Annotated in this window: 23 protein-coding genes and 2 tRNA genes; 12 read left to right on the top strand and 13 right to left on the bottom strand. The window is 68.7% G+C overall.

Annotation, left to right across the window (positions count from 1 at the left end; genetic code table 11):
* Nucleotides 1-510: 510 nt before the first annotated feature.
* The 3 genes from BLP95_RS02635 to gltX form a co-directional block, all read right to left on the bottom strand.
* Nucleotides 511-586, bottom strand: a tRNA-Glu gene (locus tag BLP95_RS02635).
* Nucleotides 587-609: 23 nt separating this feature from the next.
* A tRNA-Ala gene (locus tag BLP95_RS02630) sits at nt 610-685 on the bottom strand.
* A gap of 58 nt (nt 686-743) precedes the next feature.
* A complete protein-coding gene (gene gltX / locus BLP95_RS02625; RefSeq protein WP_089676842.1) occupies nt 744-2,222 on the bottom strand; it encodes a glutamate--tRNA ligase in 1,479 nt (492 codons plus the stop codon).
* A 135-nt stretch (nt 2,223-2,357) separates the two neighbouring features.
* On the opposite strand from gltX, the gene BLP95_RS02620 reads away from it, so the two are divergent.
* Together BLP95_RS02620 and BLP95_RS02615 are read left to right on the top strand one after the other, a co-directional pair.
* Nucleotides 2,358-3,098: an SDR family NAD(P)-dependent oxidoreductase gene (locus BLP95_RS02620; protein WP_089676840.1), complete on the top strand. Its 741-nt coding sequence runs from the start codon at nt 2,358-2,360 to the stop codon at nt 3,096-3,098.
* Nucleotides 3,099-3,212: 114 nt separating this feature from the next.
* Nucleotides 3,213-3,803, top strand: a complete 591-nt coding sequence (locus tag BLP95_RS02615; RefSeq protein WP_089676838.1) for a helix-turn-helix domain-containing protein — start codon at nt 3,213-3,215, stop codon at nt 3,801-3,803.
* Nucleotides 3,804-3,822: 19 nt separating this feature from the next.
* Here the strand turns inward: BLP95_RS02615 and BLP95_RS02610 are convergent, their stop codons facing one another.
* Nucleotides 3,823-4,404: a hypothetical protein gene (locus BLP95_RS02610; protein WP_089676837.1), complete on the bottom strand. Its 582-nt coding sequence runs from the start codon at nt 4,402-4,404 to the stop codon at nt 3,823-3,825.
* Nucleotides 4,405-4,460: 56 nt separating this feature from the next.
* Nucleotides 4,461-4,784: a TraR/DksA family transcriptional regulator gene (locus BLP95_RS02605; RefSeq protein WP_089676835.1), complete on the bottom strand. Its 324-nt coding sequence runs from the start codon at nt 4,782-4,784 to the stop codon at nt 4,461-4,463.
* A gap of 145 nt (nt 4,785-4,929) precedes the next feature.
* On the opposite strand from BLP95_RS02605, the gene dusA reads away from it, so the two are divergent.
* Nucleotides 4,930-5,958 (top strand): tRNA dihydrouridine(20/20a) synthase DusA, encoded by a 1,029-nt coding sequence (dusA, locus tag BLP95_RS02600; RefSeq protein WP_245678660.1) that lies wholly within the window; start codon nt 4,930-4,932, stop codon nt 5,956-5,958.
* A gap of 16 nt (nt 5,959-5,974) precedes the next feature.
* Here dusA and BLP95_RS02595 read toward each other — a convergent pair whose 3' ends face one another.
* On the bottom strand, nt 5,975-7,006 hold the full coding sequence (locus BLP95_RS02595; protein WP_089676833.1) for a succinylglutamate desuccinylase/aspartoacylase family protein: 1,032 nt from the start codon (nt 7,004-7,006) through the stop codon (nt 5,975-5,977).
* A gap of 203 nt (nt 7,007-7,209) precedes the next feature.
* Between BLP95_RS02595 and BLP95_RS02590 the strand changes: the two genes are divergently transcribed.
* Nucleotides 7,210-7,875: a TetR family transcriptional regulator gene (locus BLP95_RS02590; protein ID WP_089676831.1), complete on the top strand. Its 666-nt coding sequence runs from the start codon at nt 7,210-7,212 to the stop codon at nt 7,873-7,875.
* Here BLP95_RS02590 and BLP95_RS02585 read toward each other — a convergent pair.
* From BLP95_RS02585 to BLP95_RS02570, 4 genes are all read right to left on the bottom strand, one after another.
* Nucleotides 7,844-8,500: a hypothetical protein gene (locus tag BLP95_RS02585; protein ID WP_089676829.1), complete on the bottom strand. Its 657-nt coding sequence runs from the start codon at nt 8,498-8,500 to the stop codon at nt 7,844-7,846. The two genes, BLP95_RS02590 and BLP95_RS02585, sit on opposite strands and share 32 nt — an antisense overlap.
* A gap of 185 nt (nt 8,501-8,685) precedes the next feature.
* A complete protein-coding gene (locus tag BLP95_RS02580) occupies nt 8,686-11,862 on the bottom strand; it encodes an efflux RND transporter permease subunit (RefSeq protein ID WP_089676825.1) in 3,177 nt (1,058 codons plus the stop codon).
* Nucleotides 11,862-13,172: an efflux RND transporter periplasmic adaptor subunit gene (locus tag BLP95_RS02575; RefSeq protein WP_089676823.1), complete on the bottom strand. Its 1,311-nt coding sequence runs from the start codon at nt 13,170-13,172 to the stop codon at nt 11,862-11,864. Before BLP95_RS02575 ends, BLP95_RS02580 begins: the two co-directional genes overlap by 1 nt.
* Before the next feature lie 122 nt (nt 13,173-13,294).
* Complete coding sequence (locus BLP95_RS02570) at nt 13,295-14,734, bottom strand: TolC family outer membrane protein (RefSeq protein WP_089676821.1); 1,440 nt, start codon at nt 14,732-14,734, stop codon at nt 13,295-13,297.
* A 121-nt stretch (nt 14,735-14,855) separates the two neighbouring features.
* Here BLP95_RS02570 and BLP95_RS02565 point away from each other — a divergent pair, with 121 nt between their 5' ends.
* From BLP95_RS02565 to BLP95_RS02545, 5 genes are read left to right on the top strand one after another with little or no spacing between them, the layout of a single operon-like run.
* Nucleotides 14,856-15,698, top strand: a complete 843-nt coding sequence (locus BLP95_RS02565; protein WP_089676820.1) for an alpha/beta fold hydrolase — start codon at nt 14,856-14,858, stop codon at nt 15,696-15,698.
* A gap of 1 nt (nt 15,699) precedes the next feature.
* Nucleotides 15,700-16,821, top strand: coding sequence for an MlaE family lipid ABC transporter permease subunit (locus BLP95_RS02560; protein ID WP_176760214.1), 1,122 nt, complete (start codon nt 15,700-15,702; stop codon nt 16,819-16,821).
* Nucleotides 16,815-17,624 (top strand): ABC transporter ATP-binding protein, encoded by an 810-nt coding sequence (locus BLP95_RS02555; protein ID WP_425402534.1) that lies wholly within the window; start codon nt 16,815-16,817, stop codon nt 17,622-17,624. Before BLP95_RS02560 ends, BLP95_RS02555 begins: the two co-directional genes overlap by 7 nt.
* Before the next feature lie 2 nt (nt 17,625-17,626).
* Nucleotides 17,627-18,565, top strand: coding sequence for an MlaD family protein (locus tag BLP95_RS02550; RefSeq protein ID WP_023005165.1), 939 nt, complete (start codon nt 17,627-17,629; stop codon nt 18,563-18,565).
* A 56-nt stretch (nt 18,566-18,621) separates the two neighbouring features.
* Nucleotides 18,622-19,233, top strand: coding sequence for an ABC-type transport auxiliary lipoprotein family protein (locus BLP95_RS02545; protein ID WP_176760213.1), 612 nt, complete (start codon nt 18,622-18,624; stop codon nt 19,231-19,233).
* Between the two features lie 32 nt (nt 19,234-19,265).
* Here the strand turns inward: BLP95_RS02545 and BLP95_RS17040 are convergent, their stop codons facing one another.
* Entirely contained in the window at nt 19,266-19,556 is a 291-nt protein-coding gene (locus BLP95_RS17040; RefSeq protein ID WP_245678664.1) for a hypothetical protein, read from the bottom strand.
* Between the two features lie 12 nt (nt 19,557-19,568).
* On the opposite strand from BLP95_RS17040, the gene BLP95_RS02540 reads away from it, so the two are divergent.
* From BLP95_RS02540 to BLP95_RS02530, 3 genes are read left to right on the top strand one after another with little or no spacing between them, the layout of a single operon-like run.
* Complete coding sequence (locus BLP95_RS02540; RefSeq protein ID WP_483788307.1) at nt 19,569-20,405, top strand: HlyD family secretion protein; 837 nt, start codon at nt 19,569-19,571, stop codon at nt 20,403-20,405.
* A complete protein-coding gene (gene rbbA / locus BLP95_RS02535; RefSeq protein ID WP_089676810.1) occupies nt 20,402-23,131 on the top strand; it encodes a ribosome-associated ATPase/putative transporter RbbA in 2,730 nt (909 codons plus the stop codon). The genes BLP95_RS02540 and rbbA overlap by 4 nt, the downstream gene beginning before the upstream one ends.
* 1 nt (nt 23,132) lies before the next feature.
* Nucleotides 23,133-24,248, top strand: a complete 1,116-nt coding sequence (locus BLP95_RS02530; RefSeq protein ID WP_023005161.1) for an ABC transporter permease — start codon at nt 23,133-23,135, stop codon at nt 24,246-24,248.
* 3 nt (nt 24,249-24,251) lie between these two features.
* Here BLP95_RS02530 and BLP95_RS02525 read toward each other — a convergent pair whose 3' ends face one another.
* Entirely contained in the window at nt 24,252-25,094 is an 843-nt protein-coding gene (locus BLP95_RS02525; protein ID WP_023005160.1) for a fructosamine kinase family protein, read from the bottom strand.
* Nucleotides 25,095-25,256: 162 nt separating this feature from the next.
* Nucleotides 25,257-26,255: a lipid A deacylase LpxR family protein gene (locus tag BLP95_RS02520; protein ID WP_089676808.1), complete on the bottom strand. Its 999-nt coding sequence runs from the start codon at nt 26,253-26,255 to the stop codon at nt 25,257-25,259.
* Nucleotides 26,256-26,337: the final 82 nt, after the last annotated feature.

The following is a 26,337-nucleotide window of genomic DNA, read 5'->3' as shown; positions in this document are numbered from 1 at the left end:
ATGATCGATCCTCGAGACGTCATCGCCTACTCGCGGTGCTTCATGTTCGGCCCTTGGTGCCGCGGTGAACCGGCACTTACTATGGCCTCTGCTGACGTCTGGTGGCCCATCCCGTCGCCTCTCGACGCCGGTAGCACCGTGGCAGACCACCAGACCTCCCAGGGTAAGACGCGCGACCTTCCCGCTTATGCCTGTCGGATTTACGTCATGGCGTTCCGTGCAAGTATCGGGCTTTGGTGATGCTTGCCATCTCACCCCGCCATGCCGCCTCGTATCCGCTTCCTGTTCGTCAGGCCAGCGTTTTGCTTCGGGCTGCCTTCGGATTCCCCCTCACGGGAGACACCCTTGCCGTCAGCTAGCACTTCCCCTTGCCGGGCGTGCAGGGGACTTTCACCCCCAAGTCATTCCAAGGCACCACCCTTGGAAACAGCGCCCGTCAGGCGCTGCGCGCCATGCCTGGCGCACAAGCAAGAAGGGCACCCATCAGGGTGCCCTTCTCGTGAAATAGGGTGGCGTCCCATAGGGGGTTCGAACCCCTGTTCCCGCCGTGAAAGGGCGGTGTCCTAGGCCACTAGACGAATGGGACGTATCCTTCACAGGCGGCACGATTGGTGGAGCCTAGCGGGATCGAACCGCTGACCTCGACACTGCCAGTGTCGCGCTCTCCCAGCTGAGCTAAGGCCCCACGTGCCGTGAAGACGAGGCGTATAGTACTGATCCCCCTCACCTTCGTCAACCATTTTTCAGAGCTCCCGGTACTCCTTCTCGAGGCGCTTGGCCTGCTTCTTGGAGACGCCGCCGAGCACCTCGATGGCGTGGCGCAGCCGCGCCCGGGTCATGTCGGAGCCCAGGATCGCCATGGCGTCCATCACCGAGGTACTGGAGGGGGAGCCGGTCACGGCGATGAACACCGGGGCCAGGAACTCCTTCATCTTGAGTCCGAAGTGGGACGCGAGCGCCTTGACCTCGGCCAGCAGCGCCTCCTTGTGCCAGGCGGGCAGCGTCTCGAGGCGCCACACCAGGAACTGCAGCAGCTTGAGCAGATCCTCGCGGGAGAGCTTGACGGCATCGAAGCTCTCCTCGCTGATCCGCGGCAGGCCGGAGAAGAAGTGGCCCGCCAGCGGCACCACCTCGGAGAGGGTCTCCACCCGCGGGCGCACCTGGGGCAGGATCTCCTTCACGTAGCGCTCGTTGAAGGCCCACTCCATCAGCGCCCTGAGGAAGCCCTCGTCGTCGAGCTCCTCACGGATATAGAGGCCATTGAGCCAGGTGAGCTTCTCCAGGTCGAATACCGGGCCCCCCAGCGATACCCGCTGGATATCGAAGTGCGCCATCATCTCGTCGAGGCTGAACTTCTCGCGCTCATCGGGCATCGACCAGCCCATGCGGCCCAGGTAGTTGGTCACCGCCTGGGGCAGGTAGCCCATGCGCCGGTAGTAGTTGATCGACGTCGGGTTCTTGCGCTTGGAAAGCTTGGACTTGTCGGGGTTACGCAGCAGCGGCATATGGCACAGCTCGGGCATCTGCCAGCCGAAGTACTCGTAGAGCAGCTGGTGCTTGGGCGCCGAGTTGATCCACTCCTCGCCACGCAGCACATGGGTGATGCCCATCAGGTGGTCGTCCACCACGTTGGCCAGGTGGTAGGTGGGCATGCCATCGGACTTGAGCAGGATCTGGGCATCCACCTGAGCCCAGTCCACCTCGATGCTGCCGCGCAGCATGTCCTGCACCACGCAGGTACCGCTGGCCGGCACCTGCATGCGCACCACATGGGGCCAGCCCTCGCGCTCGCGGCGGGCCTGCTCCTCCGCGGGCAGGGCCAGGTCGGCGGGCTTGAGCGCCAGGTGCATGCCGGCGGCCTTGCGCGCCTCGCGCAGCTCGTCGAGCTCCTCGCTGGTGCGGTAGCAGCGGAAGGCATGCCCCGACTCGATCAGCTGGCGGGCATACTCGGCATAGATGTCGCCCCGCTCGCTCTGGCGATAGGGGCCGTGGGGCCCACCCACGTCCGGACCCTCGTCCCACTCGAGGCCCAGCCAGCGCAGGGAGTCGAGGATCATCTGCTCCGACTCAGGCGTCGAGCGCACGCGGTCGGTATCCTCGATGCGCAGGATGAACTGGCCGCCGTGCTGGCGGGCGAAGCAGAGGTTGAACAGGGCGATGTAGGCCGTGCCGACGTGGGGATCGCCGGTGGGTGACGGTGCAATACGCGTGCGTACGGTCATGTCGTTGCGGTGTCCCGGATCCGAGGGTGGATGGATGGCGGCATTATACGCACCCGCCGGTCGCGGGGCAGCCGTGGCAGGGAATCATCCGGCCTGACCGGGGTCAATGTCTGGTCACCTGCCAAGGAGAGCGCGATGCTGACGCAACTGCCCGACGGTTTCACCGCCGTGGTCACCGGCGCCGGCGGGGGGATCGGCAGCGCGGTGATCGATGCCCTGCTGGCCAGCCCCCGTCCCGGAAGAGTGGTCGGGGTCGGCCGCCGGGCACCGAGCCGCGACGACCCTCGCTTCGAGGGCCTCGCCCTCGCCCTGGAGCATAAGGACGAGCGCCGGGCGCTGGTCGCCCACCTCGATGGGGCACCGCTGCACCTGCTGTTCAACGCCATCGGCCTGCTGCACCACGCGGAGGGCGGGATCCACCCGGAGAAGCGTCTCGACGACCTCGACCCCGCGGCGCTCTCGCGCCTGTTCGAGGTCAACGCCATCCTGCCGGCGATGTTGCTCCAGGCGCTGCAGCCCGTCCTCAAGGGCCGCCACCCCGCCCTGGTGGCCAGCCTCTCGGCGCGGGTGGGCTCCATCGGCGACAACCGCCTGGGGGGCTGGTACGCCTATCGCGCCAGCAAGGCGGCCCACAACATGCTGATGAAGACCGCGGCGGTGGAGCTGCGCCGCCTCAACCGCGCCAGCACCGTGGTCTGCCTGCACCCCGGCACCACCGACTCCCGGCTGTCGGCGCCCTTCCAGGCCCGGGTGCCCGAGGGCAAGCTATTTACCCCGGCCTTCGTCGCCGAGCGGCTGCTCGCCGTGCTGGGCGAGCGCACCCCGGAGGAGAGCGGCAGCTTCTACGACTGGGCCGGCGAGCCCGTCGCCTGGTAGGCGACCCATGAAGCAGCGTTGGCTGCGCGCTGTTGCACAGCACGGGGCGATCGCCGAAGATTGCCGATCCCCTGATACGCCCAGACAAGCCCAAGAAGTCGACAGGACGAAGACATGCATTCACTAGGCCCGCGGATCAAGGCGTTGCGCCTCGAGGCACAGCTCAACAAGGCCGCGCTGGCGCGCCGGGTCGGCGTCTCGGACGTCACCATCTCCTACTGGGAGTCCGGTGCCATCAAGCAGATCGGCCATGAGCGCCTGGTCGCCCTGGCCCGGGCTCTGGAGTGCCCCCTCTCCCGCCTGCTCGAGGGCGACGGCAGCGGCCGGGCCGCCCCCCTCTACCTGCGCCGCCACCCGCCGGCCCCCTGGCACGATCGCCACGCCGGGCGCATCGACCTGCCCTTCGAGCTGGTGCCAGACCTGGAGTGGGACGGCGACTGCTTCCTGGTGACCCCGGCCCCGGACGAGCCCTTCGACTACCTCGCCCCCGGGGACCTGGTCGCCATGGCACCCACCGAGATCTTCCGCCGCCCCGGGCTCTACCTGATCCAGCAGGAGGGCGAACACCGCGTGCGCCACGTCTCCCAGGCCGAGGATGGCGCCCTGCGCTTCGTCGCCTCCGGGGCCGACGCCCCGACCGGCTATACGCCGGATACCCTGCTGCTGGGCAAGCTGCTGGCGCGCTGGCAGCCGGGCACCCTCTGAGCGGCACCACCGAGACGCCTCACTCGACCCGCAGCACCTCGACCTGCTCGCTGGCGCGGCGCGGCTCGCTGCCCACCAGGAAGCGTCGCGAGGCACGCACCACCTGCCCCAGCCCATGGGGCGAGGCCGCGACCAGGGGCCCGCTCAGGTGCTCGCCCTCGGCACCGATGCGCGCCTGCACCTCGCGGGGCTGGACGCTGGCCGCCTGCAGCTCCGCGGTGACCCGGTAGCCGCCATCCGGCAGGCCGCTGCCGGGGCCGAAGGGACCCGCCTCGAAGCGCCCGGCCGCGAGGCTGACCCGCTCGCGCCAGCGCACACCGCTCAGTTCGCGCTCCACGATCACCTGCAGTCGCGCCCCCTCGGGCAGGTTGCTGTTGCCGCTCACCCGCAGGCGGCGATCCCCGCCCAGGCTGGCGACCAGGTCGATGGCCGCCGCCTCGCCCATGGGATCGACCTCGAGAGGCGGCGGCGACGGCGGCTCCGGCTCGCGCAGCGCCACCTGCTGGGGCGGATCCTGCGGGGCATCCTCCGCCTCGCCGCCACACCCGGCCACCAGGGCCAGCAGCATCCCCGCCACCCACGCTCGGTACCACGCTCTCATTCCCGCCTCCCGGTGAATCGATGACAGGCGGCCAGCCTATCACCCTCGAGCGCCACTCAGTGCGCCTCGGCGCAGTCGCGGCAGAGCGTGGTGTAGGGCAGGGCCGAGAGCCGGCGCGGGTCGATGGCCTCACCGCAGCGCTCGCAGGCGTCTCCCTCGCCGGCGTCGAGGCGCGCCAGCGCATGCAGCACCTGGCGCAGTTCGGTCTCCGCCTCCCGGTGCAGGGCCTCGACCACCTCGTCGTTCTCCACCTCGATGGACTGATCCTCCATGTCCTTGTCGAGCGGGCCGTCCCGCTGCTCCTGATGGGCCTGGTAGCGCTCCAGCCGGTCGATCAGCTCGTCGCGCAGCGTCTCCAGCGTCTGCTTGCGGTCGCTCATGGCGGGCTCCTTTGCCGGGTGAGAGGTGACAGTATGGACGACGCGGCGGGCCAGGACAGCGGGGCGAGATCACGCCACGGCGACGCGGCATCAACGCGCGGGTGGCGCTCGCCCCATTGGCCACCCATCGCGCGGTGCTGGTAGAATGCAGCGCCCTGCCCTCCGCGACACCGTGATGCCGATGCCCCTGGACCGCACCTTCTCCGTGGCCCCCATGATGGACTGGACGACCCGCGACTATCGCGTCTTCGCCCGGACCCTGACCCGCCGCGCCCTGCTCTACACCGAGATGGTCACCACCGGCGCCATCCTCCACGGCAGCCCCCGCGAACGCTTCCTGGGCCATGACGACGTCGAGCACCCCCTGGCGCTGCAGCTCGGCGGCAGCGACGCCGGCGAACTCGCCGAGTGCGCCGCCATCGCCGAGGCGTGGGGCTATGACGAGGTCAACCTCAACGTCGGCTGCCCCAGCGACCGGGTGCAGAACAATTTGATCGGCGCCTGCCTGATGGGCCACCCGCACAAGGTGGCCGACGCGGTGCGTGCCATGCGCGACGCGGTGTCGATCCCGGTCACCGTCAAGTGCCGCATCGGCATCGACGACCAGGACGAGGACGCGGACCTGTCGCGCTTCATCGACATCGTCGCCGACGCCGGCTGCGACACCTTCATCGTCCACGCCCGCAAGGCGTGGCTCGAGGGGCTCTCCCCCAAGGAGAACCGCGACATCCCGCCGCTCAACTATCCGCGGGTGCATCGCCTCAAGGCGAGCCGCCCCGACCTGCATATCGGCATCAACGGCGGCCTGAAGACGCTCGACGCCTGCCGCGAGCAACTCGAGCGGGTCGACAGCGTGATGGTGGGGCGCGAGGCCTACCAGAACCCCTGGCTGCTGGCCGGCGTCGACGCAGCCCTCTACGGGGCGCCCGGCCCGGCGGCGAGCCGACACGCCGCGGCCCGTGCCCTGCGCCCCTACATCGCCCGCCGCCTCGAGGAGGGCGCCCGGCTCAACCATGTCACCCGCCACCTGCTGGGCCTCTTCCAGGGCCAGCCCGGCGGCCGCAAGTTCCGTCGCCACCTCTCCGAGAACGCTCACCGCGACGGCGCGGGCCTGGCGGTGTTCGATGACGCCCTGGGGCTGGTGCCCGAGCGCGAGGCGGCCTCCGCCGCCTGACACCCGGCCCGTTGGCTCAGTAGAGCGGGTCGGGGGGCGGCTCGAGGCTGGAGTGGAAGTCCTCGATGGCACTCTCCGCCTCCTCGATGGCATCGAAGCGGGCGATATGGAACAGCGCCTCCCCCTCGTTGGCCAGCGGCAGCCGACTCATGCCGATCACGATACCGTCGGCCATGGCCCGCACCTCTCCCTCCGCGTTGCCGAAGGGGTCTGCCACCCGGCCCAGCACGTCGCCCTTGGCGACCCGCGCCCCGAGGCGCACCCTGGGACGCAGGATGCCGTCGATGGGCGCCCGCGCCCAGCTGGAGCCGTTGGCGATCTCCGCCGCCGGCGGCGCCCGGCGCCGATGCTCGCCGGTCAGCATGCCCAGCCGGCGCATCACTCGCAGCACCCCGCGCACCCCGGGGGTGATCGCCCACTCGTCGAAGCGCAGCGCCTCGCCGGCCTCGTAGGTGAGCACCGGGATGCCACGGTTCTGGGCATAGTGGCGCAGGCTCCCCTCGCGCAGCTCGGCGTTGAGGATCACCGGTGCGCCGAAGGCGTTGGCCATGCGCTCGGTCTCGCTGCCGGCCACCAGCTGGGCGCGGATCTGGGGCAGGTTGGTGCGGTGGATCGCCCCGGTGTGCAGGTCGATGATATGGGTGGCCTGGTCGACGATCGCCTCGCGGAACAGCGCCGCCATGCGCCCCCCCAGCGAGCCCGTCTCGCTGCCCGGGAAGCAGCGGTTGAGGTCGCGGCGATCGGGCAGGTAGCGGCTGTGCTGCACGAAACCGAAGACATTGACGATGGGGGCGGCGACCAGGGTGCCGCGCAGCCCCTGGAGCTGCTTCGAGCGCAGCAGCCGGCGCACGATCTCCACGCCGTTGATCTCGTCGCCGTGGATGCCGCCGCATACCAGCAGCGTGGGCCCGGCCTGGCGGCCATGCACCACCTCCACGGGGATCGACAGCGGCGCATGGGTGTAGAGCCTGGCGGCGGGCACCTCGATCTGGGTGCGGCTGCCGGCGGCGACGCGCACACCGGCGAGGTCGAAGGGGGCTCGGGCCATGGGGGCACTCCTTGCGCTTTCGTTTACCGACTCCTTATACGCCCCGCGAGGCACGCTGGCGAGGGGCTGGCATGGCCATGGCCCACCTCTCGCCGGCACCGGCTCGCGCACGACGACCGGGCCTCCTGGCATACACCCATGCATGTAAAAGCCGGCAGGTTCGGGTAGAATGTCGGCATCCTTTCCCGCACGAGGCTCGCCCCATGGCCCGACGCACCAAGGCCGAGGCCGCCGCCACCCGCGAGGCGCTGCTCGACGCCGCCGAGGAGGTGTTCCTGGAGAAGGGGGTCGCCCGCACCTCCCTGGAACAGATCGCCCGCCACGCCGGGATGACCCGCGGCGCCGTCTACTGGCATTTTAGGAACAAGGCCGACCTCTTTCGGGCAATGCTGGGGCGGGTCAGGGTGCCCTTCCAGGAGCTGGTCAGGGAAATCGATGATGCCAGCCTGTCGGAGCGGCCCCTCGAGGCCATCCGCCTGGCCCTGCTGAAGGGCTTCGAACGCCTGGAGCAGCCCCGCTACCGGCGTGTGCATGCCATCCTGATCCACCACTGCGAGGTGTTCGGCGATATCGACCCGCTGGCGATGCAGAACGAGATGGCCGAGGATGCCCTCGGCGCACTGCTGAGTTACTTCGAATGTGCCGCCCGTCGCCAGCAGCTGCGCCCCGGGCTCACCGCCGAAGTCGCCGCTCAGCTGATGCAGAGCCTGCTAAGCGGCCTCTATCATGACTGGCTACGCAACGAGGAGCGTTACTCCCTGCTCGACCAAGGGGGCCGACTGGTGGCCTGCCAGCTCTCCCTGCTGGCAAGCGACCAGGCCCCGCCCCAGGCGCACCTCACGGGTTCGACGCCAGGCGCAACCGGTTGAGGTGCGCCCGCGCCTCGCGGAACTCCCCGGCGTCGACGCTGCGATAGCTCCCCTCCTCGGCCACGAACTTCACCAGTACGCGACGCTCCCCGGCGCGAGGCATGCTGTCCGGCTTGCCGTGCAGGCGCACCTCACACGCCGGGTCATCGAGCAGCCGCGCGCGGGCCCAGCCCTCGGCATCCGGCTCCCCCATCACCTCGACTCGCTCGCCCAGCAGGCAGCGCTGGTGCCCCAGCAGGTGCCGGTGGAACCAGCTGCGCATCGCGCCGCACAGCGCCGCGGCCAGGGGCGAGGCGATGGCGAAGGCCGCCCACAGCACCGCCACGCCCAGCGGCACCCGGAACAGCCCCAGGTCGAACCAGCGCAGTAGCGCGAGCTCCGCCGCCAGGGTGATGGCCGCCGCCAGCAGCAGCAGCACCGACAGCGAGAAGGAGGCCGGCACGCCGGCGAAGCCGAGCGCCACCAGGGAACTGGCGAGGTAATCCCCCTTGAGGCTGTCATGCTCGAAGAGCTCCAGCGGGGCCAGTCGCAGCGCCACCAGCACCCAGTAGAGGAGTACCAGCGGCATCAGCACGCTGAACACCACGACGGGAAAGCTCAGGGCGAGCTCGATGACGAATTCCATGGCGACCTCCTCGCGGTAATGCTTAGCCGACGAATCAACTCCTGCCCCTCACTATAGTCGATCCATCGCGCCCCGTGGGGCGAGGCCCATGACCTGGATCATGGGTCCTGGCACCCGCCCCGACACGGCAAGGGGCGCCTCACTGAGGCGCCCCTTGGTGCGTCGGACAGGCGATGCGACGCTCGCTAGCCGCTTTCGCCGGAGGCCGCCTGCGGGTCGGGCTTGCCGCCCAGCTTGCGCCGCAGCCAGTCGGAGATGCTGGCGATCATGGCGTAGAAGCTGGGGATGAAGAAGCTGCCCAGCACCGCCACCGAGGCCATGCCCACCGCCACCGTGGTGCCGATGTGGTGGCTGCTCACGTCGCTGGCCCCGCTGGCCAGGGCCAGCGGCAGGGTCCCGAAGATGAAGGCCAGCGAGGTCATCACGATGGGCCGGAAGCGCAGCTCCGCGGCGCTGATGGCCGCCTCGCGGATCGTCTTGCCGAGCTCCTTGCGCTGCAACTCGGCGAACTCGACGATCAGGATGGCGTTCTTGGCCGCCAGGCCCACCACCACCAGCATGCCGATCTCCACGTAGACGCTGGTGTCCAGCCCACGCAGCACGATCCCACCGATGCCCCCCAGGAAGGCGAAGGGCGTGGCGGTGAGCACCGCCAGCGGCAGCGACCAGCTCTCGTACTGGGCGGCGAGGATCAGGAACACCATCAGCAGGCCGAAGATGATCGCCAGGGCCGCGGCGTTGCCCGCCTCGCTCTCCTGGTAGGCGGTGCCGGTCCAGCCCATGCCCCAGTTGCTGCCGAGCTCCTCCTGCACGATCTGCTCCATGGCGGCGATCGCCTCGCCGGAGCTGTAGCCCGGCGCCGGGCCGCCCTGGAACTGGGCCCCCAGGTAGACGCCGAAGCGTGACACCACCGCCGGCTTGGCCTGGCGCTCCAGGGTCACTAACTCCGAGAGCGGGATGCGTTCGCCGTTGCCGCCGCGCACATAGACGTTGGCGATGTCGTCCGGCGTCTTGCGGAACTCGTCCTCGTTCTGCAGGTAGACCTGGAAGTTGCGGTTCTGGTAGCTGAAGTAGTTGACGAAGCCGTTGCCGAAGGTGTTGGCGAGCGTGGCGTTGAGCTGCTGCAGCGGCACGCCGTAGCTGAGCGCCTTCTGTTGGTCGATCTCCGCCCGATAGCCCGGCACGTTGACGTTGAAGGTAGTGAAGACGCGCTGCAGCGCCGGGTGCTGGTTGGCCGCCTGCATCACCTTCACCGAGGCCTGGAACAGCTCCTGGGAGCTCGCCCCCTCGAAGGACTGCAGGTAGCCGGTGAAGCCCCCGGTGGTGGAGAGCCCCATGATCGGCGGCACGTTGAAGGCCATCGCCGAGCCGCCGGGCACCTGGGCGCCGAGCTGCATGATCCTGCCCACCAGCTCGTCGGCGGTGAGCTCGCGCTCGTCCCAGGGCACCATGTTGATGAACATCACCCCGCGGGCGGTGTTCACGGCGCTGGAGAGGATGTCGTAGCCGGCCACCGCGGAGCTGTACTCCACCCCCTCGATCGCCTCGATGCGGCTGCTCAGCTCGGCCATGTAGGCCTGGGTGCGCGCCAGGGAGGCGGAATCCGGCAGCTGCACGCTGGCCAGCACCACCCCCTGGTCGGTCTCCGGCACCAGGGACGAGGGGGTGATCTGGTAGAGCCACCAGGAGCCACCGATGGTGAGGCCGGTGAGTAGCAGCGCCAGCCCCCAGAAGCGCACCAACACCCTGACCACCCACATGTAGCCCGCGGTGATGGCGGCAAACAGGCTGTCGAACAGGCGCAGGGGCGTGTTCACGGCGCGCATCAGCTTCGACTCGCCCATCTGCGCCTTGTGCTTGATGAACACCGCCGACAGGGCCGGGGTGAAGGTCAGCGCCATCAGTGCCGAGAAGGCCACCGAGATCGCCACCGTCAACGCGAACTGCTGGTATATCTGGCCGGTGAAGCCGCCCAGGAAGGCCACCGGGATGAACACCGCGGCCATGATCAGCGAAGTGGCGATGACCGGGCCGCCGACCTCCTTCATGGCACGGATGGTGGCCTGGGTGACGCTGATCTCCTCGTCCTCGCCGAGCACCCGCTCGACGTTCTCCACCACCAGGATGGCGTCGTCCACCACGATGCCGATGGAGAGCACCAGGGCGAACAGCGTCAGCAGGTTGATGGAGAAGCCGAACATGTAGAAGCCGGCGAAGGTGGCCAACACCGAGACCGGCACCACCGACATGGCGATCACCGTGAAGCGCCAGTTCTGCAGGAAGATGAACAGGATCACGCCGACGATCAGGAAGGCCTCGATGAACACCTTGGTGACGGTATCCACGGAGGCGCCGATGAACAGGGTGGTGTCGTAGGGCACCACGTACTCCAGCCCCGGGGGGAAACGTCCCTCCAGCTCGGCCATCTGCTCGCTCACCAGCTGCGCGGTCTCCAGGGCATTGGCCCCGGGCTGCTGGTTGATGATGATCGGCGTCATGGCGCCGCCGTTGAGCTTGGCGTCGACCCCGTAGAAGGAGGCCCCCAGCTCGATGCGCGCCACGTCCTGCAGGCGCAGCGAGGAGCCGTCGGGGTTGGTGCGCAGGAAGATGTTGCGGAAGTCGTCGACGTCGTTGAGGCGTCCGCCGGCGGTGATGGTGTAGGTGAAGGCGCGAGGATCGGCCTGCGGTGTGCCGGCCAGGCTGCCCGCCGGCACCTCGGTGTTCTGGGCACGGATCGCCGCCGCCACCTCGGTGGGGGTCAGGTCGTACTGGGCCAGCTTGTCCGGATCCATCCAGATGCGCATGGCGAACTCGCCGCCCCCCAGCACCGTGGCATCCCCGACGCCGGGCACCTGGCGCAGCTCATCGAGGATGTTGAGGGTGGCGTAGTTCTGCATGAACACCTTGTCGTAGTCCCCCTGGGGGGAGATCAGCGCCACCAGCATCAGGATGGAGCTCGAGCGCAGCTCCACGGTCACGCCCTGGGACTGCACCGCCTCGGGCAGCTGGGAGAGCGCCCCCTGCACCCGGTTGTTGACGTTGATGGTGTTGATGTCGCCGTCGGTGCCGATGTTGAAGGCGACGTTGAGACTCATGGAGCCGTTGTCGCCGCTGGTCGAGGTCATGTAGAGCATGTCCTCGACACCGTTGATCGCCTCGGCCAGGGGGGCGGCCACCGTCTGGGCCACCGTCTCGGCGTCGGCCCCCGGGAACTGGGCGCGCACCGAGACGGTAGGCGGCACCACGCTGGGATACTGCTCGATGGGCAGCACCCGCATGCTGACCACCCCCATGACCGTCAGGATGATCGCCAGTACCGTGGCGAAGATCGGCCGCTTGATGAAGAAGTTGGAGAACGGCATCAGCCTTCGCCCCCATCCGCCTCGGGCGCGTCAGCGGCGTCGCCGACGGTCGCCTGCTGGGCCGCCTCACCCTGGGCCGGCTGGCCACCCGGCGCCGCCGCGCCGCCGCCCTGCTGCTGCTCTCGGGCCTGCATGGCACGCTCCATGAGCGCCTGGGCATCGCCGTCGAAGGGCTGGGGGTCGATGGTGGTGCCGGGCTCGATGCCGGCGAGGTCGCCGACCACCACCCGCTCGCCGGGCTCGACGCCGCCGCGCAGCACCTGCCAGGGGCCGGCCACCTCACCGAGGTCCACCGGCCGGGCGCGGGCGATGTTCTCCTCGTCGAGGATGAACACCTGGGGCCCCATCAGCCCCTGGCCGATGGCGATCTCGGGCACCGCCAGCACCTCGAAGCGCTTGAGCCCCTCGAGGCTCACCCGCACGAACTGGCCGGGCAGCACCCGCGCCTCGGGGTTGGCGAAGGTGGCGCTAGCCTGCACCGTGCTGGTGCCCTCCTCCACGCGAGAGCCCAGGAAGTCCAGGCGTCCCTCGAGGCGCTCTCCGGCGCCGCCATCGAGGCCGGGCACCTGCAGCACCGCAGCGATATCGGCAATATCACCACTGCCGTCCAGCTGGCGGCGGAGCTCGAAGGCATCGCGCTGGGGCAGCTGGAAGCGCACCTCCAGCGGGTCCAGCGGCGTGATGGTGGCAAGCTCGGTGCCGTTGCTCACCAGGTTGCCCACGTTGACCCGGGAGAGGCTGATCATCCCCGACACGGGCGCGGTGACCTCGGCGTAGTCCAGGTCGATGCGCGCGCTGGCCAGGGCCGCCTCCGCCTGGGCCACCGCCGCCCGCGCCACGCCCAGCTCCGAGCGCGCCTGGTCGACCTGCTGGCGGCTCACCGAGTTCTGGCTGAGCAGGCGCTCGAAGCGGCTGGCGTCACGCTGGGCACGTTCCAGCTCGGCGCGGGCGCTCTGCAGGTCGGCCTCGCGCTGGTTCACCGCCGCCTGATAGACGTCCGGCTCGATGGAGTAGAGCACCTGGCCCTCCTCCACCATCTCGCCGGGCTCGAAGTGGCGCCGCTCCAGGGTGCCGGTGACTCGCGCCACCAGGGTGACCTCGTCGTCGCTGCGCAGCAGCGAGGGGTAGGAGCGTTCCAGGGCGACATCCCGGCGGGCCAGCTCGGCCACTTCCACCGGGTGAGGCGGGCGCTCCTGGCCGGCGCCCTGCTGGGCCTGCGCAGGCGCTTCCTCCTGACCACAGGCGGCCAGGAACAGGCCGGCGACCAGGACGAGGAGACTCGCCCGCCCGAATCGGAATGCAGTCTTCATGTGCGTGGGATTCCCGTTATGGCGTCAAGGTGGAACGAATCTTACATTCATTCTTGTATGGATGTAAACATTAGCCGCCTAAGCAAACCCCAGGCGGCCAGTGGTCGTGACAGGCGGCGACCCTAGGGCGTGGGCGGCTCGCCGATATCCATCACCGGGTCGCCGGCATCGTCCGGCAGCTGGAAGGCGACGGTGGTGTCACCGAGCCAGGCGTTGACCTCGGCCAGCGCCGCCTCGTCCAGGGTCCCGGCCTGCTGGCGCAGGGTCAGCAGGTTGATCACGTAGTCGTAGCGGGCGCCGGCCAGCTCGGCGATGGCGTTGTAGAGGTTCTGCTCGGCGTTGAGCACATCGACGATGTTGCGGGTGCCCACCTCGTAGCCGGCGCGGGTGGCATCCAGGGCGCTCTGGTTGGAGACCACCGCCTGGGCGCGCGCCTCCACGGTGGCGACGTCGTTGGTCACCCGGGTGTAGCTGGAGCGCACGTTCTGGATGGTACTGCGGCGCTGGTCCTCGAAGTCATACTGGGAGGCCTCGAGGAGGTAGGTGTTCTGGCGCACCGAGGCGCTGGTGCGCCCCCCGGTATAGAGCGGCAGGCTGACGCCGACGCCGACCTGGCTGCTGGAGTCATGGCCATCGACGCGGTCGGCATCGCTGTCCGCATAGCTGTAGTTGGCGAAGGCGTTGACCGTCGGCAGACGTCCCGCACGCGCGATCTCCACCGCGCTGCGCGACACCTCGATGCCGGCCTGGCTGGCCAGCACCAGCGGGTTGTTCTGCATGGCAAGCTCCACCCAGCTGCTGCGATCACTGGGCGTCGGCGGGGCGATGGCAAGCTCCTCGCCCAGGGCGTCGATGCTCTCGTAGCGCTGGCCGGTGAGCCGCTCCAGGGCCTCGAAGCGCACCTGCAGGTCGCTCTCCGCGGCAATGCGGATCGCCCTGGCCTGGTCGAAGGCCGCCTTGGCCTCCTCCACCTCGGTGATGGCGATCAGCCCAACCTCGAACTGCTCGCGGGCCTGCTCCAGCTGGCGATTGATGGCGCGTTCCTGGGCACGGCGCGCCTCCAGCACCTCATGGGCGCGCAGGATCTCGAAATAGGCGCTGGCCACCTCGATCAGCACCCCCTGCTCGGTGGCGGCCAGGCGGTAGAGCTGCTGGTCGATCTCGCGCTCGCTGCGCTCCACCTGGCGCGACTCCAGCGCATTGAACAGCGCCTGGGTCGCCTCGAGGGTGACGCCGACACGGTTGATGGTGTCATCCCCCTGGAGTTGTCCCGGCGTGGACTGCGACTCGTACTGCCGATTGTGGGTCAGGTTGCCGGAGGCACTCACCTGGGGCAGCAGGTCCGCCCGCTCCACGTCACGCCCCGCCTCGACGCCGCTGGTCTGGGAGCGCGCCGCGGCGAGCTCGGCGTTGTTGTCCAGGGCGTCCTGCGCGATGGTCAGCAGGTCCGCCGCCTGGGCGGGGGCGGCCAGGGCAGAGGCCACCAGCAGGGGCAGCAGGGCGCGGCGCAGGCCCGGCGCGCCGGCGGGGCCCGACTGGCGTGGAAGGCGGGAAGACGTCATCGGCTCATCCTCGATCGATGGGGGTGATTTACATACATTGTCGCATGTTCAGGCGCGGCTGCCACCTTATCATCGAGGACGAATATGGCATATCGTGGACGCCCCGGCGCGGAGAGACAGCATGCAGCGACTTGATGGGTTCAGCCTAGACGATCTCGAGGTGGCGGTGCGCATCTGGCACCCCGATGCCCCGCGCTCCCTGGTGGCCTGGCACGGCCTGGCCCGCCACGGCGGCGACTTCGCCGAGCTCGCCCACAGGCTCGGCCCCGGGTGGCGCGTGCTGGCCCCGGACACCCCGGGGCGCGGCCTCTCCTCGTGGTCGGCCCGCCCCGAGCGCGACTACACCTACGCCCGCTACGCCGAGATCGCCGTGGCGCTGCTCGACCACTTCGCGCTGGAGCGGGTGGCCTGGCTCGGCACCTCCATGGGTGGCCTGCTGGGCCTGCGCCTGGCCGCCGAGCCCGCCACCGCCGGACGCATCGAGCGCCTGGTGCTCAACGACATCGGCCCCGAGCTCGCCCCGGCGGGCCTGGCGGAGCTCGCCGACTACTTCTCCCGCTCCCACGAGTTCGCGACCTTCCGCGAGCTCGCCGCGGAGCTCCGCCATCACTATGCCGGCTTCGGCATCACCGACGACGACACCTGGCTCCGCCTGGCCCTGGAGAGTGCCCGGCGCCTGCCGGACGGGCGCTGGACCTTCCACTACGATCCGGCCATCACCGCGCAGTTCGCCAACGACACCCCCCGCGACCTGTGGGCCGACTGGCACGCCCTCGCCTGCCCCAGCATGGCGATCCGCGGCAGCCTCTCGCCGCTGCTCGCCGCCGAGACGCTCGCGCGCATGGCCGAGGCGCGCCCCGACCTGGTGACCCTGGAGGCCGACGGCTGCGGCCACGCTCCCTATCTGGACCGCGACAGCCAGGTCGAGCCGCTGCGCCGCTTCCTCGCTGCGGGAGTGGCCTGAGGTGGCAGCGGGGCCGGGCGAGCTCACCCTGGCGCCGGGGCCGGCGTGCCCGCACGGCGACTGGACCCTCGCGCACCATGCCCGCCTGCGCCGGCGTGTCGATGAGGCGCACCGGGTGCGGGCCGAGGCCCCCGTAGACCTGGCCGAGATCGGCGCCCTGGACACCGCCGGCGCCGCCCTGCTCGCCGAGCTTACCGGCGCCGAGCGCCTGGCGGGCATCGACGACTGGGCGCCGGCGCTTCCCGCCGAGCGGCGCGCCCTGCTGCGTGCGGTGGGCGAGGCGCTCACCCGCTGCGAGGCGCCCGCCAGGCCGCGCCGCCATCCCCTGCGCGGCCCGCTGGCCGACATCGGCCAGCGCGTGGCGGGCATCGCCCATCAGCAGAAGCTGCTGCTCGGCTTCATCGGCCAGGTGCTCGCCACCCTGGCCGCCACCCTCTTGCGGCCCCGCCGCTGGCGCCTCACCTCGGTGGTGGCCCAGGTGCACCAGACCGGCCTCGATGCGCTGCCCATCGTCGCCCTGCTCACCTTCCTGGTGGGGGCGGTGGTGGCCTTCCTCGGCGCCACGGTGCTGAGCGACTTCGGCGCCACCCTCTACACGGTGCACCTGGTCGCCTACGCCTTCCTGCGCGAGTTCGGCGTGATCCTCGCCGCCATCCTGCTCGCCGGGCGCACTGCCAGCGCCTTCACAGCCCAGCTAGGTGCCATGAAGGCCAACGAGGAGCTCGACGCCCTGCGCACCCTCGGCCTCGACCCGGTGGAGCTGCTGGTGCTGCCGCGGGTGGTAGCGCTGACCATCAGCCTGCCCATCCTGACCTTCGTGGGCATGCTCAGCGGCATCCTCGGTGGTGCGCTGGTCTGCCTGGTGGCCCTGGACATCTCCGCGGTGCAGTTCCTGGCCATCCTCGAGCGCGACATCGCCGTGCAGCACTTCCTGGTGGGGCTGGGCAAGGCGCCGCTGTTCGCCTTCGTGGTGGCGGTGATCGGCTGTTTGGAGGGCTTCAAGGTGAGCGGCAGCGCCCAGTCGGTGGGCGAGCACACCACCTCCAGCGTGGTGCAGTCGATCTTCATGGTGATCCTGCTCGACGCCGTGGCCGCGCTGTTCTGCATGGAGATGGGCTGGTGAGCGAGACACGCGCCACGCCGAACGAGGCCCCGCTGATCCGGGTCAGCGACCTGGAGAACCGCTTCGGGCGCCATGTCGTCCACCAGGGGCTCGACCTCGCCCTCTACCCGGGGGAGATCCTCGGCGTGGTGGGCGGCTCCGGCACCGGCAAGTCGGTGCTGCTGCGCAGCATCGTCGGCCTGCTGCGACCCAGCGCCGGGCGCATCGAGGTGTTCGGCGAGGACCTCCTGAGCCTGGAACCGCAGGAGCGCTCGCGCCTGGAGCAGCGCTTCGGGGTACTCTTCCAGCGCGGGGCGCTGTTCAGCTCCCTGACACTCGCCGAGAACGTCGCCCTGCCGCTGATCGAGCATGCCGGCCTGCCACGCCCGGAGGCCGAATCGCTGGCGCGGCTCAAGCTGGCCCTGGCGGGCCTGCCGGCCCAGGCCGCCGCCCAGCGCCCCACGGAGCTCTCCGGCGGCATGATCAAGCGCGCCGCCCTGGCCCGCGCCCTGGCGCTGGATCCCGAGGTACTCTTCCTGGACGAGCCCACCGCCGGCCTGGACCCCATCGGCGCCGCCGCCTTCGACCGGCTGCTGCTGACCCTGCGCGATGCCCTGGGGCTGAGCGTCTTCCTGGTCACCCATGACCTGGATACCCTCTACACCGCCTGCGACCGGGTGGCGGTGCTGGCCAGGCGACGCGTGCTGGTGGCCGACCGCCTGGAGCGGGTGGCGGCCACCGACGACGCCTGGATCCGCGACTACTTCCACGGCCCCCGGGGCCGCTCGGCCCGGGAGGCCGCCCACGCCACCAAGGAGAGCTGACCATGGAGCCACGTGCCCATCATGTGCTGATCGGCCTGTTCACCGTGCTCGCCCTGGGTGGCGCGCTGCTGTTCGCGCTGTGGCTCGGCAAGTCCAGTGTCGACCGTGACTATGCCTGGTATGAGGTCGGCTTCAACCGTGCCGTCAGCGGACTGGCGGAGGGCAACGCCGTGAACTATAGCGGCATCGAGGTAGGCAATGTGGTCGAACTGCGCCTCGATCCCCAGGATCCTCGCCAGGTGCGGGCGCTGATCCGCGTCTACGGCGACATCCCCATCAAGGCCGACACCCGCGCCAGCCTGGCCCTGGCCAATATCACCGGCAGCATGAACATCCAGCTCTCCGGCGGAACCCCGGAGAGCGAGCGCCTGGAGGGCGACCGCGACGACCCGCCATTGATCCAGGCAGACCCCTCGCCGCTGAGCTCGCTGCTCAGCAACAGCGAACAGCTGATGATCCGCTTCAATCGCCTGCTCGATGGCGCCAGCGAGCTGCTCTCCGACGACAACGTCGCGCACCTGTCGCGGAGCCTGGCCAACCTGGAGCAGGCCACCGCCCGCCTCTCCGGCGACGAGCTCGACCTGGCGGCCCTCGGCGAGCGCGTCGAAGCCACTCTGATCCAGGCCGAGGCGACGCTTGCGACCTACGCCCGGCTTGGCGAGCGTGCCGACCGATTGCTCGACGCGGAGGGCCAGCGCACTCTGAGCCGCGCCGAACGCGCCATGGCCTCCCTGGAAGAGGGTGCCGGCCGGCTGGCCCGCCTGACCGCCGACCACGAACAGGATATCGCCCAGGGGCTGCAGGGCATCGGCGAGCTCGATCCTGCCATGCGGGAACTGCACGCCGCGCTGCGCGCCCTCAACCGCCTGGTGCGGCGCCTCGAGGAGAGCCCCGCCGACGCCCTGCTGGGCCGCGACCCGCTGCCCCAATACGACCCTTGAAAGTACGATCCTTGAAAGTACACCCCTTGAACGCACACGCCATGAGAGTCCAGCCCATGAGCCCACGCCACCTTGCCCCCACGCTGCTGGCCCTGCTGCTGGTGCTTGCGGCCGGCTGCACGATCCTGCCCGAGCGCGAGCCCCAGCGGCTGTTCGCCCTGCCCGGGGGTACCGATATCGATGCCTCGGGCCCGACCACAAGCGCTACCCTGCGCATCGATTCGCTTACCGCCAGCGCGCCTCACGGCGGCAACCAGCTGCTGGTGATGCCCGCCCCGGACGAATACGAGGCCTGGGCCGGCGTGCGCTGGCGGGACGATGCCCCACGACTTCTGCAGGAGCGACTGCTCGAGGCCTTTCGTCATGCGGGACGCCTGGACGGCGTCATCGACGATAACAGCAACGCACGCAGCGACGCGGTCCTGAGCGGCCATATTGCCGCCTTTCACCTGCGCCTCGACGGCGATACTCGCCGGGCCGTGGTGCGCCTGGACGCCCAGTTGATCGACGAATCCAGTCGCAAGCTGCTGGCCAGCCGCCGCTTCGAGACCATGGCCGAGGCCAGCGACGCCACGCCCGAGGCGGCGGTGATGTCCTTCGGTGTGGCAAGCGATGAGCTCGCCGAAGTTCTGACAGGCTGGGCGATAGAGGTTCTGGAGGACCAGTAGATCATCAGGATGCCACAGCTCCTTGATATAGCTCATGGCACCTCCGGCGGATAACGTGCATCATCAAGGGAGTTTAAGGAATGGGGAGAATCGGCATGGACAAACGCGTTACCGGGCGCTTGCTGAAGGTGGTCCTTGTCATGGCAGCGCTTGCCTTGCTGGCAGGGGTAGCCTGGTGGGCGCTGCAGCCGGAAACCGAACATCCGAGCCTGACATCGGGAAATGGCCGAATTGAAGCCACCGAGATCGATGTTGCCACGCGGCTTCCCGGCCGCCTTGCTGAGGTACTGGTCGACGAAGGCGAGATCGTCGAGACCGGCCAAGCAGTTGCCCGCATGGATACCGCAACCCTGGAGGCCGAACTCGCCCAGGCCCAGGCCCAGCGGCGCCGCGCCGAGAATGCCCTGGAAACGGCCCGGGCCATGGTGGCACTCCGCGAGAGCGAGCTGAGCGCCGCCCAGGCGGTGGTCAGCCAGCGCCAGGCCGAGCTCGAAGCAGCGCGCAAGCGCTACGAGCGCGCCACCAGCCTGGTGGAGCGTAATGCCATCTCGCGACAGCAGTTCGACGACACCCTGGCCGCCTGGCAGAGTCAGCAGGCTGGCCTGGCCTCGGCGAATGCCCAGGTACTCTCCGCCCGTGCCGCCATCCGCGCCACCGAGTCACAGGTCATAGAAGCCCAGTCCCAGGTCGAGGCCAGTGAGGCGACCCTGACGCGTATCCAGGCCGACCTGGATGACAGCGTGCTGACGGCGGACCGCCTGGCCCGCGTGCAGTACCGGATCACCGAGCCCGGCGAGGTACTGGGGGCCGGGGGCAAGGTGCTCAACCTGGTCGATCTCACCAACGTCTACATGACCTTCTTCCTGCCCACCCGCGAGGCGGGCCGCGTAGCCATCGGCGACGAGGCCCGCCTGGTGCTGGACGCCGCGCCGGAGTACGTGATCCCCGCCCGGGTCAGCTACGTGGCCAGCGTCGCCCAGTTCACCCCCAAGAGCGTGGAGACCGAGAGCGAGCGCGAGAAGCTGATGTTCCGCGTACGCGCCAGGATCGATCCAGAGCTTTTGCGCCGCCATATCGAACAGGTCAAGACTGGGCTGCCGGGCCTGGCCTACCTGAAGCTCGACGACGCTGCCGACTGGCCCGACACCCTCGAGATACGAGTCACGCCATGAGTCCGCAGCAGGCAGTCCCGGTGGCGAGCATCACGGGCGTGACCCAGCGCTACGGCGACACCCTCGCCCTGGACAATGTCAGCCTGGATCTTCCGGCCAGCCAGATGGTCGGCCTGATCGGCCCCGACGGGGTGGGCAAGTCCAGCCTGCTGGCGCTGCTCGCCGGGGCTCGACGCCTGCAGCAGGGTCAAATCGTGGTACTGGGCGGTGATATGCGCGATGCCCACCACCGGCGCCTGACCTGCCCGCGCATCGCCTATATGCCCCAGGGACTGGGTCGGAACCTCTACCCCACCCTATCGGTACGCGAAAATCTCGAGTTCTTCGGCAGGCTGTTCGGTCAGGATGGCGCCGAACGGGATCGGCGTATCGCGACACTGACCCGCGCCACGGGGCTGGCTTCCTTTACTGAGCGACCGGCGGCCAAGCTCTCCGGCGGCATGAAACAGAAGCTGGGGCTGTGCTGTGCGCTGATCCACGACCCTGACCTGTTGATTCTCGACGAACCCACCACCGGCGTCGACCCGCTATCACGCAGTCAGTTCTGGGCGCTGATCGCGGGCATCCGCAGAGCGCGCCCGGAAATGAGCGTGATCGTTGCCACCGCCTATATGGATGAGGCCCAGCACTTCGATCACCTGGTCGCCATGGATGCCGGCCGGCCACTGGCCAGCGGGTCGCCTGCAGAGTTACTGGAACGCACCGGGACGCACGATCTGGAGAACGCGTTCATCGGCTTGCTGCCCGAGGCGAGGCGCCGCCAGCATCACCCCATCAGCATCCCGCAACGCACCGCCAGCGACAGCATCGCCATCGCGGCCCGCGGGCTGACCAAGCGCTTCGGCCACTTCACCGCCGTTGACAGCGTGGACTTCCGCATCGAGCGTGGTGAGATCTTTGGTTTCCTGGGCTCCAACGGCTGCGGCAAGAGCACCACCATGAAGATGCTCACCGGCCTGCTGCCGGCAAGCGAAGGCGAGGCCGAGCTGTTCGGCCAGCGGGTCGATCCCCGGGATCTGGCGACCCGACGCCGGGTGGGCTACATGTCCCAGGCATTCTCCCTGTATGGCGAGCTAAGTGTGCGCCAGAACCTCGCCCTGCACGCGCGGCTCTTCCATCTGCCCCAGGCTGAACACGAGGCGCGTATCGAGGAGATGCTCGAGCGCTTCGCATTGACAGTGGTTGCCGACAGCCTGTCGGGTGGGCTGCCGCTGGGCATTCGGCAGCGGCTCTCCCTGGCCGTGGCCGTGCTGCACCGTCCCGAGATCCTGATCCTCGACGAGCCTACCTCCGGAGTCGACCCGGTGGCCCGGGATGCCTTCTGGCGCGAACTGGTCAGGCTCTCGCGTGAAGAGGGCGTGACCATCTTCATCTCCACCCACTTCATGAACGAGGCTCAGCGCTGCGATCGGATCTCGCTGATGCACGCGGGGCGTGTACTGGCCTGTGACACTCCCGAGGCACTGCGCAAGGAGCGCGGTACCGACACCCTCGAGGAGGCCTTTATCGCCTGGCTCGAGGAGGCCTCCGACGAGCCTCCCGCCGACCTGCAGGCCACGCCCCGTGCAACCGGGTCGAACGCTCCCCAGCGCGATCCGCCGGCCTTCAGTCTCAAGCGTCTTATGAGCTACGCCCGGCGGGAGAGCATGGAGCTGCGCCGCGACCCACTGCGCGGCATCCTGGCCCTGTTCGGCAGCGTACTGCTGATGTTCATCATCGGCTACGGCATCAGCCTGGATGTCGAGAACCTCGACTATGCGGTCCTCGACCACGACCAAACCACCACCAGCCAGGCCTATGCCCTCAACCTGTCCGGTTCGCGCTACTTCACCGAACGCCCGGCATTGACCAGCCAGGCCGAGATGGAGGCACGAATGCGCAGTGGCGATATCAGCCTGGCGGTGGAGATCCCACCCGGCTTCGGTCGTGACCTCAAGCGCGGCGCGGTTCCCGAGATTGCCTTCTGGATCGACGGTGCCATGCCCACCCGAGCCGATACCATCAAGGGCTACGCCCTGGGCCTGCACGCCCACTACCTGCAGACCCTGGCTCGCGAGTCGGGGGCACCCATGGCAACCCCGGGCGTGGAGATCGTCCTTCGCTATCGCTACAACCCAGAAGTGGAGAGCCTGCCCGCCATGGTGCCGGCGGTAATTCCACTGCTGCTGATGATGATTCCGGCCATGCTCACCGCGCTCGGCGTGGTGCGCGAGAAGGAGATGGGATCGATCACCAATTTCTATGTCACGCCGGTCACCCGTACCGAGTTCCTGCTCGGCAAGCAGCTGCCCTACGTGGCCATGGGCATGGTCAACTTCGTCACCCTGGTGGCACTTTCGGTATGGGTCTTCAAGGTCCCCATCAGCGGCAGCCTGGCAACCCTTGGCCTGGCCGCCCTGCTCTATCTGCTGTGTGCCACCGGCCTGGGGTTGCTGATCTCATCGCTGCTGCGCAGCCAGATAGCTGCCATCTTCGGCACCGCGGTTCTCACCCTGATCCCAGCGGTGCAATTCTCGGGGATGCTCCACCCGGTCTCGGCCATGGAGGGCATCAGTGCCCTGGTCGGCCAGGCCTACCCCACCACGCACTTCCTGATCATCACGCGGGGAGTATTCTCCAAGGCCCTGGGCTTCACCGAGCTGTGGCCCTACTTCGTGCCGCTGCTGGTGGCGATTCCGCTACTGACGCTGGCCAGCGTGGCCGGCCTACGCGACCAGGAGAAATAAAATGCCATCACTGGGCAATATCCTGCAGCTGGGGATCAAGGAGCTGCGCAGCCTGGCCGGGGACCCGGCGATGGTACTGCTGATCCTCTATGCCTTCAGCCTGGATATCCATACCAGCGCCACGGCCGTCCCCGAGTCGCCGAATCGCGCCACCGTCGGGGTGGTGAACGAAGACGCCTCGGCCCTCTCCTGGCGGCTGATCGACGCCCTGCAAATGCCCTACTTCCTACCCCCCGAATCAATTACCCGGGAACAGATGGACACTGGCATGGATAGTGGTCGCTTTACCTTCACCCTGGACATTCCCCCCGACTTCCAGCGCGACCTGCTAGGTGGGCGCGGTGCCGAAATCCAGCTCAACGTCGACGCCACCCAGGTCTCCCAGGCCTTTACCGGCGCCGGCCATATACAGCAGATCATGAACGCCGAGGTGGCCGAGTTCCTGGCCCGCCACCGCGCCGAACCGGTCATGCCGGTGGAGGCGGTGATACGCACCGCCTACAACCCCAACCTGGATCGTGCCTGGTTCGGTGCGATCAACTCGGTGATCGACCAGATCACCATGCTGTCGATCATCCTCACCGGGGCTGCGCTGATCCGCGAACGAGAACACGGCACCATCGAGCACCTGCTGGTAATGCCGGTCACGCCACTGGAGATTATGCTGGCCAAGGTATGGTCCATGGCCGCTGTAGTGCTGGTCGCCTCGGCGCTGGCCCTGCGCCTGGTAGTCCAGGGCTGGCTGGAGGTGCCGGTGCGAGGCTCGGTGGAACTGTTCCTGCTCGGCGCCGCTCTGCACCTTTTCGCCACCACCTCCATGGGCATCCTGTTCGGCACCCTGGCCCGTTCGATGCCTCAGCTGGGCCTGCTGATCATCCTGGTGCTGATCCCATTGCAGATCCTCTCCGGTGGCATGACACCCCGCGAGAGCATGCCCGAGCTGGTGCAGCAGATCATGCTCGCTGCCCCCACCACCCACTTCATCCAACTGGCCCAGGCGGTGCTGTTCCGCGGCGCCGGGGTCGCGGTTATCTGGCCCCAACTGCTGGCCCTGGCCGCCATCGGTGCCGGCTTCTTCGTGATTGCCCTGTCACGCCTGCGTCGCTCGCTGCAGTAACATTCACGATATGCCGGCCTCCAGCCGCGCTACCGCACGTTCCACGGCTCCACGATAGCCGCCGCCGAACAGCAGCAGGTGGTTGAGCAGCGGGTAGAGCTGGAACAGCGTCTCGCAGCGCGGCCACTCCACTGGTGGCTCGCCATCCCAGTAGGCCTCGAGGAAGGCCTCGCCCGGTGCACCGAACAGGGTCAGCATCGCCAGGTCCACCTCCGGGTAGTGGCGATAGACCGCCGGGTCGATCAGCGCGGGTCCCGACGGAGTGAAGAGTACGTTGCCTGACCACAGGTCACCATGCACCAGGCTCGCCGGGGCATCAGGCAGCCATGCCTCCAGACCGTGGGCGATGGCCTCCACCCGGGCGCGCAATCGATGATCGAGTAGACCTTTCGCATGGCACGCCTCGGCCAGCGGCAGCAGCCGACGCTCGCGCTGGAAGGCACGGCCATCGGATAGCGGCGCATTGGGCTGGGGAGTCCGCCCGCAGGCGTTGTCACAAGGCCAGCCATGGGGCTCTTCGGTAGCCTCATGCAACCGTCGCAATCCCTCGCCCAGGGCCACCGGATCACGGCGACCGGGTGCCACCTCAAGCGCCTCCATCACCAGCCAGCCATCGCCTTCGGCCAGCACCTCGGGCACCACCAGTCCTGAGCCTGCCGCCGCCAGGGCACGCAGCCCATCGGCCTCACCCGCCAGGCGCTCGGCGGCGTCACGCTTGACCACCACCTCGCCATGGTCGGTGGCCAGGCGATAGACCGCGGCGATATCGCCACCCGAGAGCGGCTCGAGCTCACCTCTCGGCGTCAGCCCGGCTGCGGCCAGGCAGCTCTGCAGACTCGACTCCATCTGTCTCCTCCCGTCATGGCCAGGAGCCCCAGGCTTGCCGTCGTGGCGATGGGCGTCAAGGGGCGGCGTCTTCCTGATGATCGCCCTGTCGCGGCCGCGTCGCTCGCTGCAGTGAGGGGCTTACGCCAACACCGCCGCTTCGGACTTATCGATGGCGACCGTTCAGAACCAGCGCGACAGGGTGAGCGACCCGAAGGCGTGGTGGGCATTCTGGGAGGCAAATTCCTTGGTGCGCCAGGCGTGAGCCAGGGAAAGCTGCCAGCGATCCCAGGACAGCGCCACGCCAATCAAGGCATCCCCCACCCACTCCTCGCGATCCACCGAGTGGCTATCCTCGAAGGTATTGCCGTCGAGCAGCAGGTTGTGGGCTATGTAGCGCCCCTCCAGAGAGGCGAAGGCACTCCAGTTGAAGTCCTGGTCGGGTCGAAAGTATGACCAGCCGCCCTGGGCCGGGGCGATGGCCGGGATGCCGAAGCTGGCATCGAGGTTGGAGCCGAGACGCAACCCGAGGCCCGAGGCGGCGTAGGTGTAGAGGTTCCCCAACGCGAAGCCCAGCCGGGGACCGTACTCCAGGTCGAGCCCCGCCACTGAAGCGCGATCGATCCAGGTGTGCTTGTAGGCCAGGTTGACCACCGGCTCGTTATTCAGCTGATGATCCCAGCCACGCGGCTTGTCCGCGGCGATGACCTCGTGGAACTCGCGCTGGAGCAACTCGGCCCCCGAGGCCGGCCCCACCAGGCCAACATCTAGGTTGAGGCTTCGCGCTTCCCGCCAGCCAGCATGTGGCACGTTATCGAAGAGCGAGATACCGCCCAGCAACAGGCCCGCATAGGGGCGGTCGTCCTCGACCAGGCGGGGGATTCGGATCTCCTCGGGGGTATACATCTGGTGTGTCAGACGATACGCCCCGCCATCCAGCCCGCTGTCACGCCAGCCCGGTAGGATGGCGGCGACCCGGTGAAGCCAGTGCTGCGCCTCGGGTTCGAATGACCAGATGGCTTCGACCCCGTTGGTATAGTGCCCATCCGAATCGCTGAAGACGGAATAGCTGTCGTTCTCGGATTTAATCGTCAGCAACCCCGATGCCGGTTGCTGCGCATGCACAAGCGACGTCAATCCAAGCAGCAACCCACCCAATACCCAGGCTCGTACCTGCACCATGCGGCCCCTTTTATATACAAACAGAAATGTATTTTTAACGCTAATAATATCGCAACTGATGACCGGATCAACAATCAACACC

This window comes from Halomonas shengliensis (assembly GCF_900104135.1).
GTDB classification, from domain to species: Bacteria; Pseudomonadota; Gammaproteobacteria; order Pseudomonadales; family Halomonadaceae; genus Halomonas; species Halomonas shengliensis.
This window is presented reverse-complemented; position numbering and strand designations above follow the sequence as displayed.

Excerpts from the sequence above, each read along its gene's own strand:
- BLP95_RS02570 (WP_089676821.1), bottom strand. The coding sequence starts at position 14,734 with ATGACGTCTTCCCGCCTTCCACGCCAGTCGGGCCCCGCCGGCGCGCCG.
- BLP95_RS02540 (WP_483788307.1), top strand. The coding sequence starts at position 19,569 with ATGGATACCGCAACCCTGGAGGCCGAACTCGCCCAGGCCCAGGCCCAG.
- BLP95_RS02575 (WP_089676823.1), bottom strand. The coding sequence starts at position 13,172 with ATGAAGACTGCATTCCGATTCGGGCGGGCGAGTCTCCTCGTCCTGGTC.
- BLP95_RS02605 (WP_089676835.1), bottom strand. The coding sequence starts at position 4,784 with ATGAGCGACCGCAAGCAGACGCTGGAGACGCTGCGCGACGAGCTGATC.
- BLP95_RS02545 (WP_176760213.1), top strand. The coding sequence starts at position 18,622 with ATGAGCCCACGCCACCTTGCCCCCACGCTGCTGGCCCTGCTGCTGGTG.
- BLP95_RS02620 (WP_089676840.1), top strand. The coding sequence starts at position 2,358 with ATGCTGACGCAACTGCCCGACGGTTTCACCGCCGTGGTCACCGGCGCC.
- BLP95_RS02565 (WP_089676820.1), top strand. The coding sequence starts at position 14,856 with ATGCAGCGACTTGATGGGTTCAGCCTAGACGATCTCGAGGTGGCGGTG.
- BLP95_RS02530 (WP_023005161.1), top strand. The coding sequence starts at position 23,133 with ATGCCATCACTGGGCAATATCCTGCAGCTGGGGATCAAGGAGCTGCGC.
- BLP95_RS02550 (WP_023005165.1), top strand. The coding sequence starts at position 17,627 with ATGGAGCCACGTGCCCATCATGTGCTGATCGGCCTGTTCACCGTGCTC.
- BLP95_RS02585 (WP_089676829.1), bottom strand. The coding sequence starts at position 8,500 with ATGGAATTCGTCATCGAGCTCGCCCTGAGCTTTCCCGTCGTGGTGTTC.
- BLP95_RS02610 (WP_089676837.1), bottom strand. The coding sequence starts at position 4,404 with ATGAGAGCGTGGTACCGAGCGTGGGTGGCGGGGATGCTGCTGGCCCTG.
- BLP95_RS02580 (WP_089676825.1), bottom strand. The coding sequence starts at position 11,862 with ATGCCGTTCTCCAACTTCTTCATCAAGCGGCCGATCTTCGCCACGGTA.
- BLP95_RS02590 (WP_089676831.1), top strand. The coding sequence starts at position 7,210 with ATGGCCCGACGCACCAAGGCCGAGGCCGCCGCCACCCGCGAGGCGCTG.
- BLP95_RS02520 (WP_089676808.1), bottom strand. The coding sequence starts at position 26,255 with ATGGTGCAGGTACGAGCCTGGGTATTGGGTGGGTTGCTGCTTGGATTG.
- dusA (WP_245678660.1), top strand. The coding sequence starts at position 4,930 with ATGCAGCGCCCTGCCCTCCGCGACACCGTGATGCCGATGCCCCTGGAC.
- BLP95_RS02615 (WP_089676838.1), top strand. The coding sequence starts at position 3,213 with ATGCATTCACTAGGCCCGCGGATCAAGGCGTTGCGCCTCGAGGCACAG.
- BLP95_RS02525 (WP_023005160.1), bottom strand. The coding sequence starts at position 25,094 with ATGGAGTCGAGTCTGCAGAGCTGCCTGGCCGCAGCCGGGCTGACGCCG.
- gltX (WP_089676842.1), bottom strand. The coding sequence starts at position 2,222 with ATGACCGTACGCACGCGTATTGCACCGTCACCCACCGGCGATCCCCAC.
- rbbA (WP_089676810.1), top strand. The coding sequence starts at position 20,402 with ATGAGTCCGCAGCAGGCAGTCCCGGTGGCGAGCATCACGGGCGTGACC.
- BLP95_RS02595 (WP_089676833.1), bottom strand. The coding sequence starts at position 7,006 with ATGGCCCGAGCCCCCTTCGACCTCGCCGGTGTGCGCGTCGCCGCCGGC.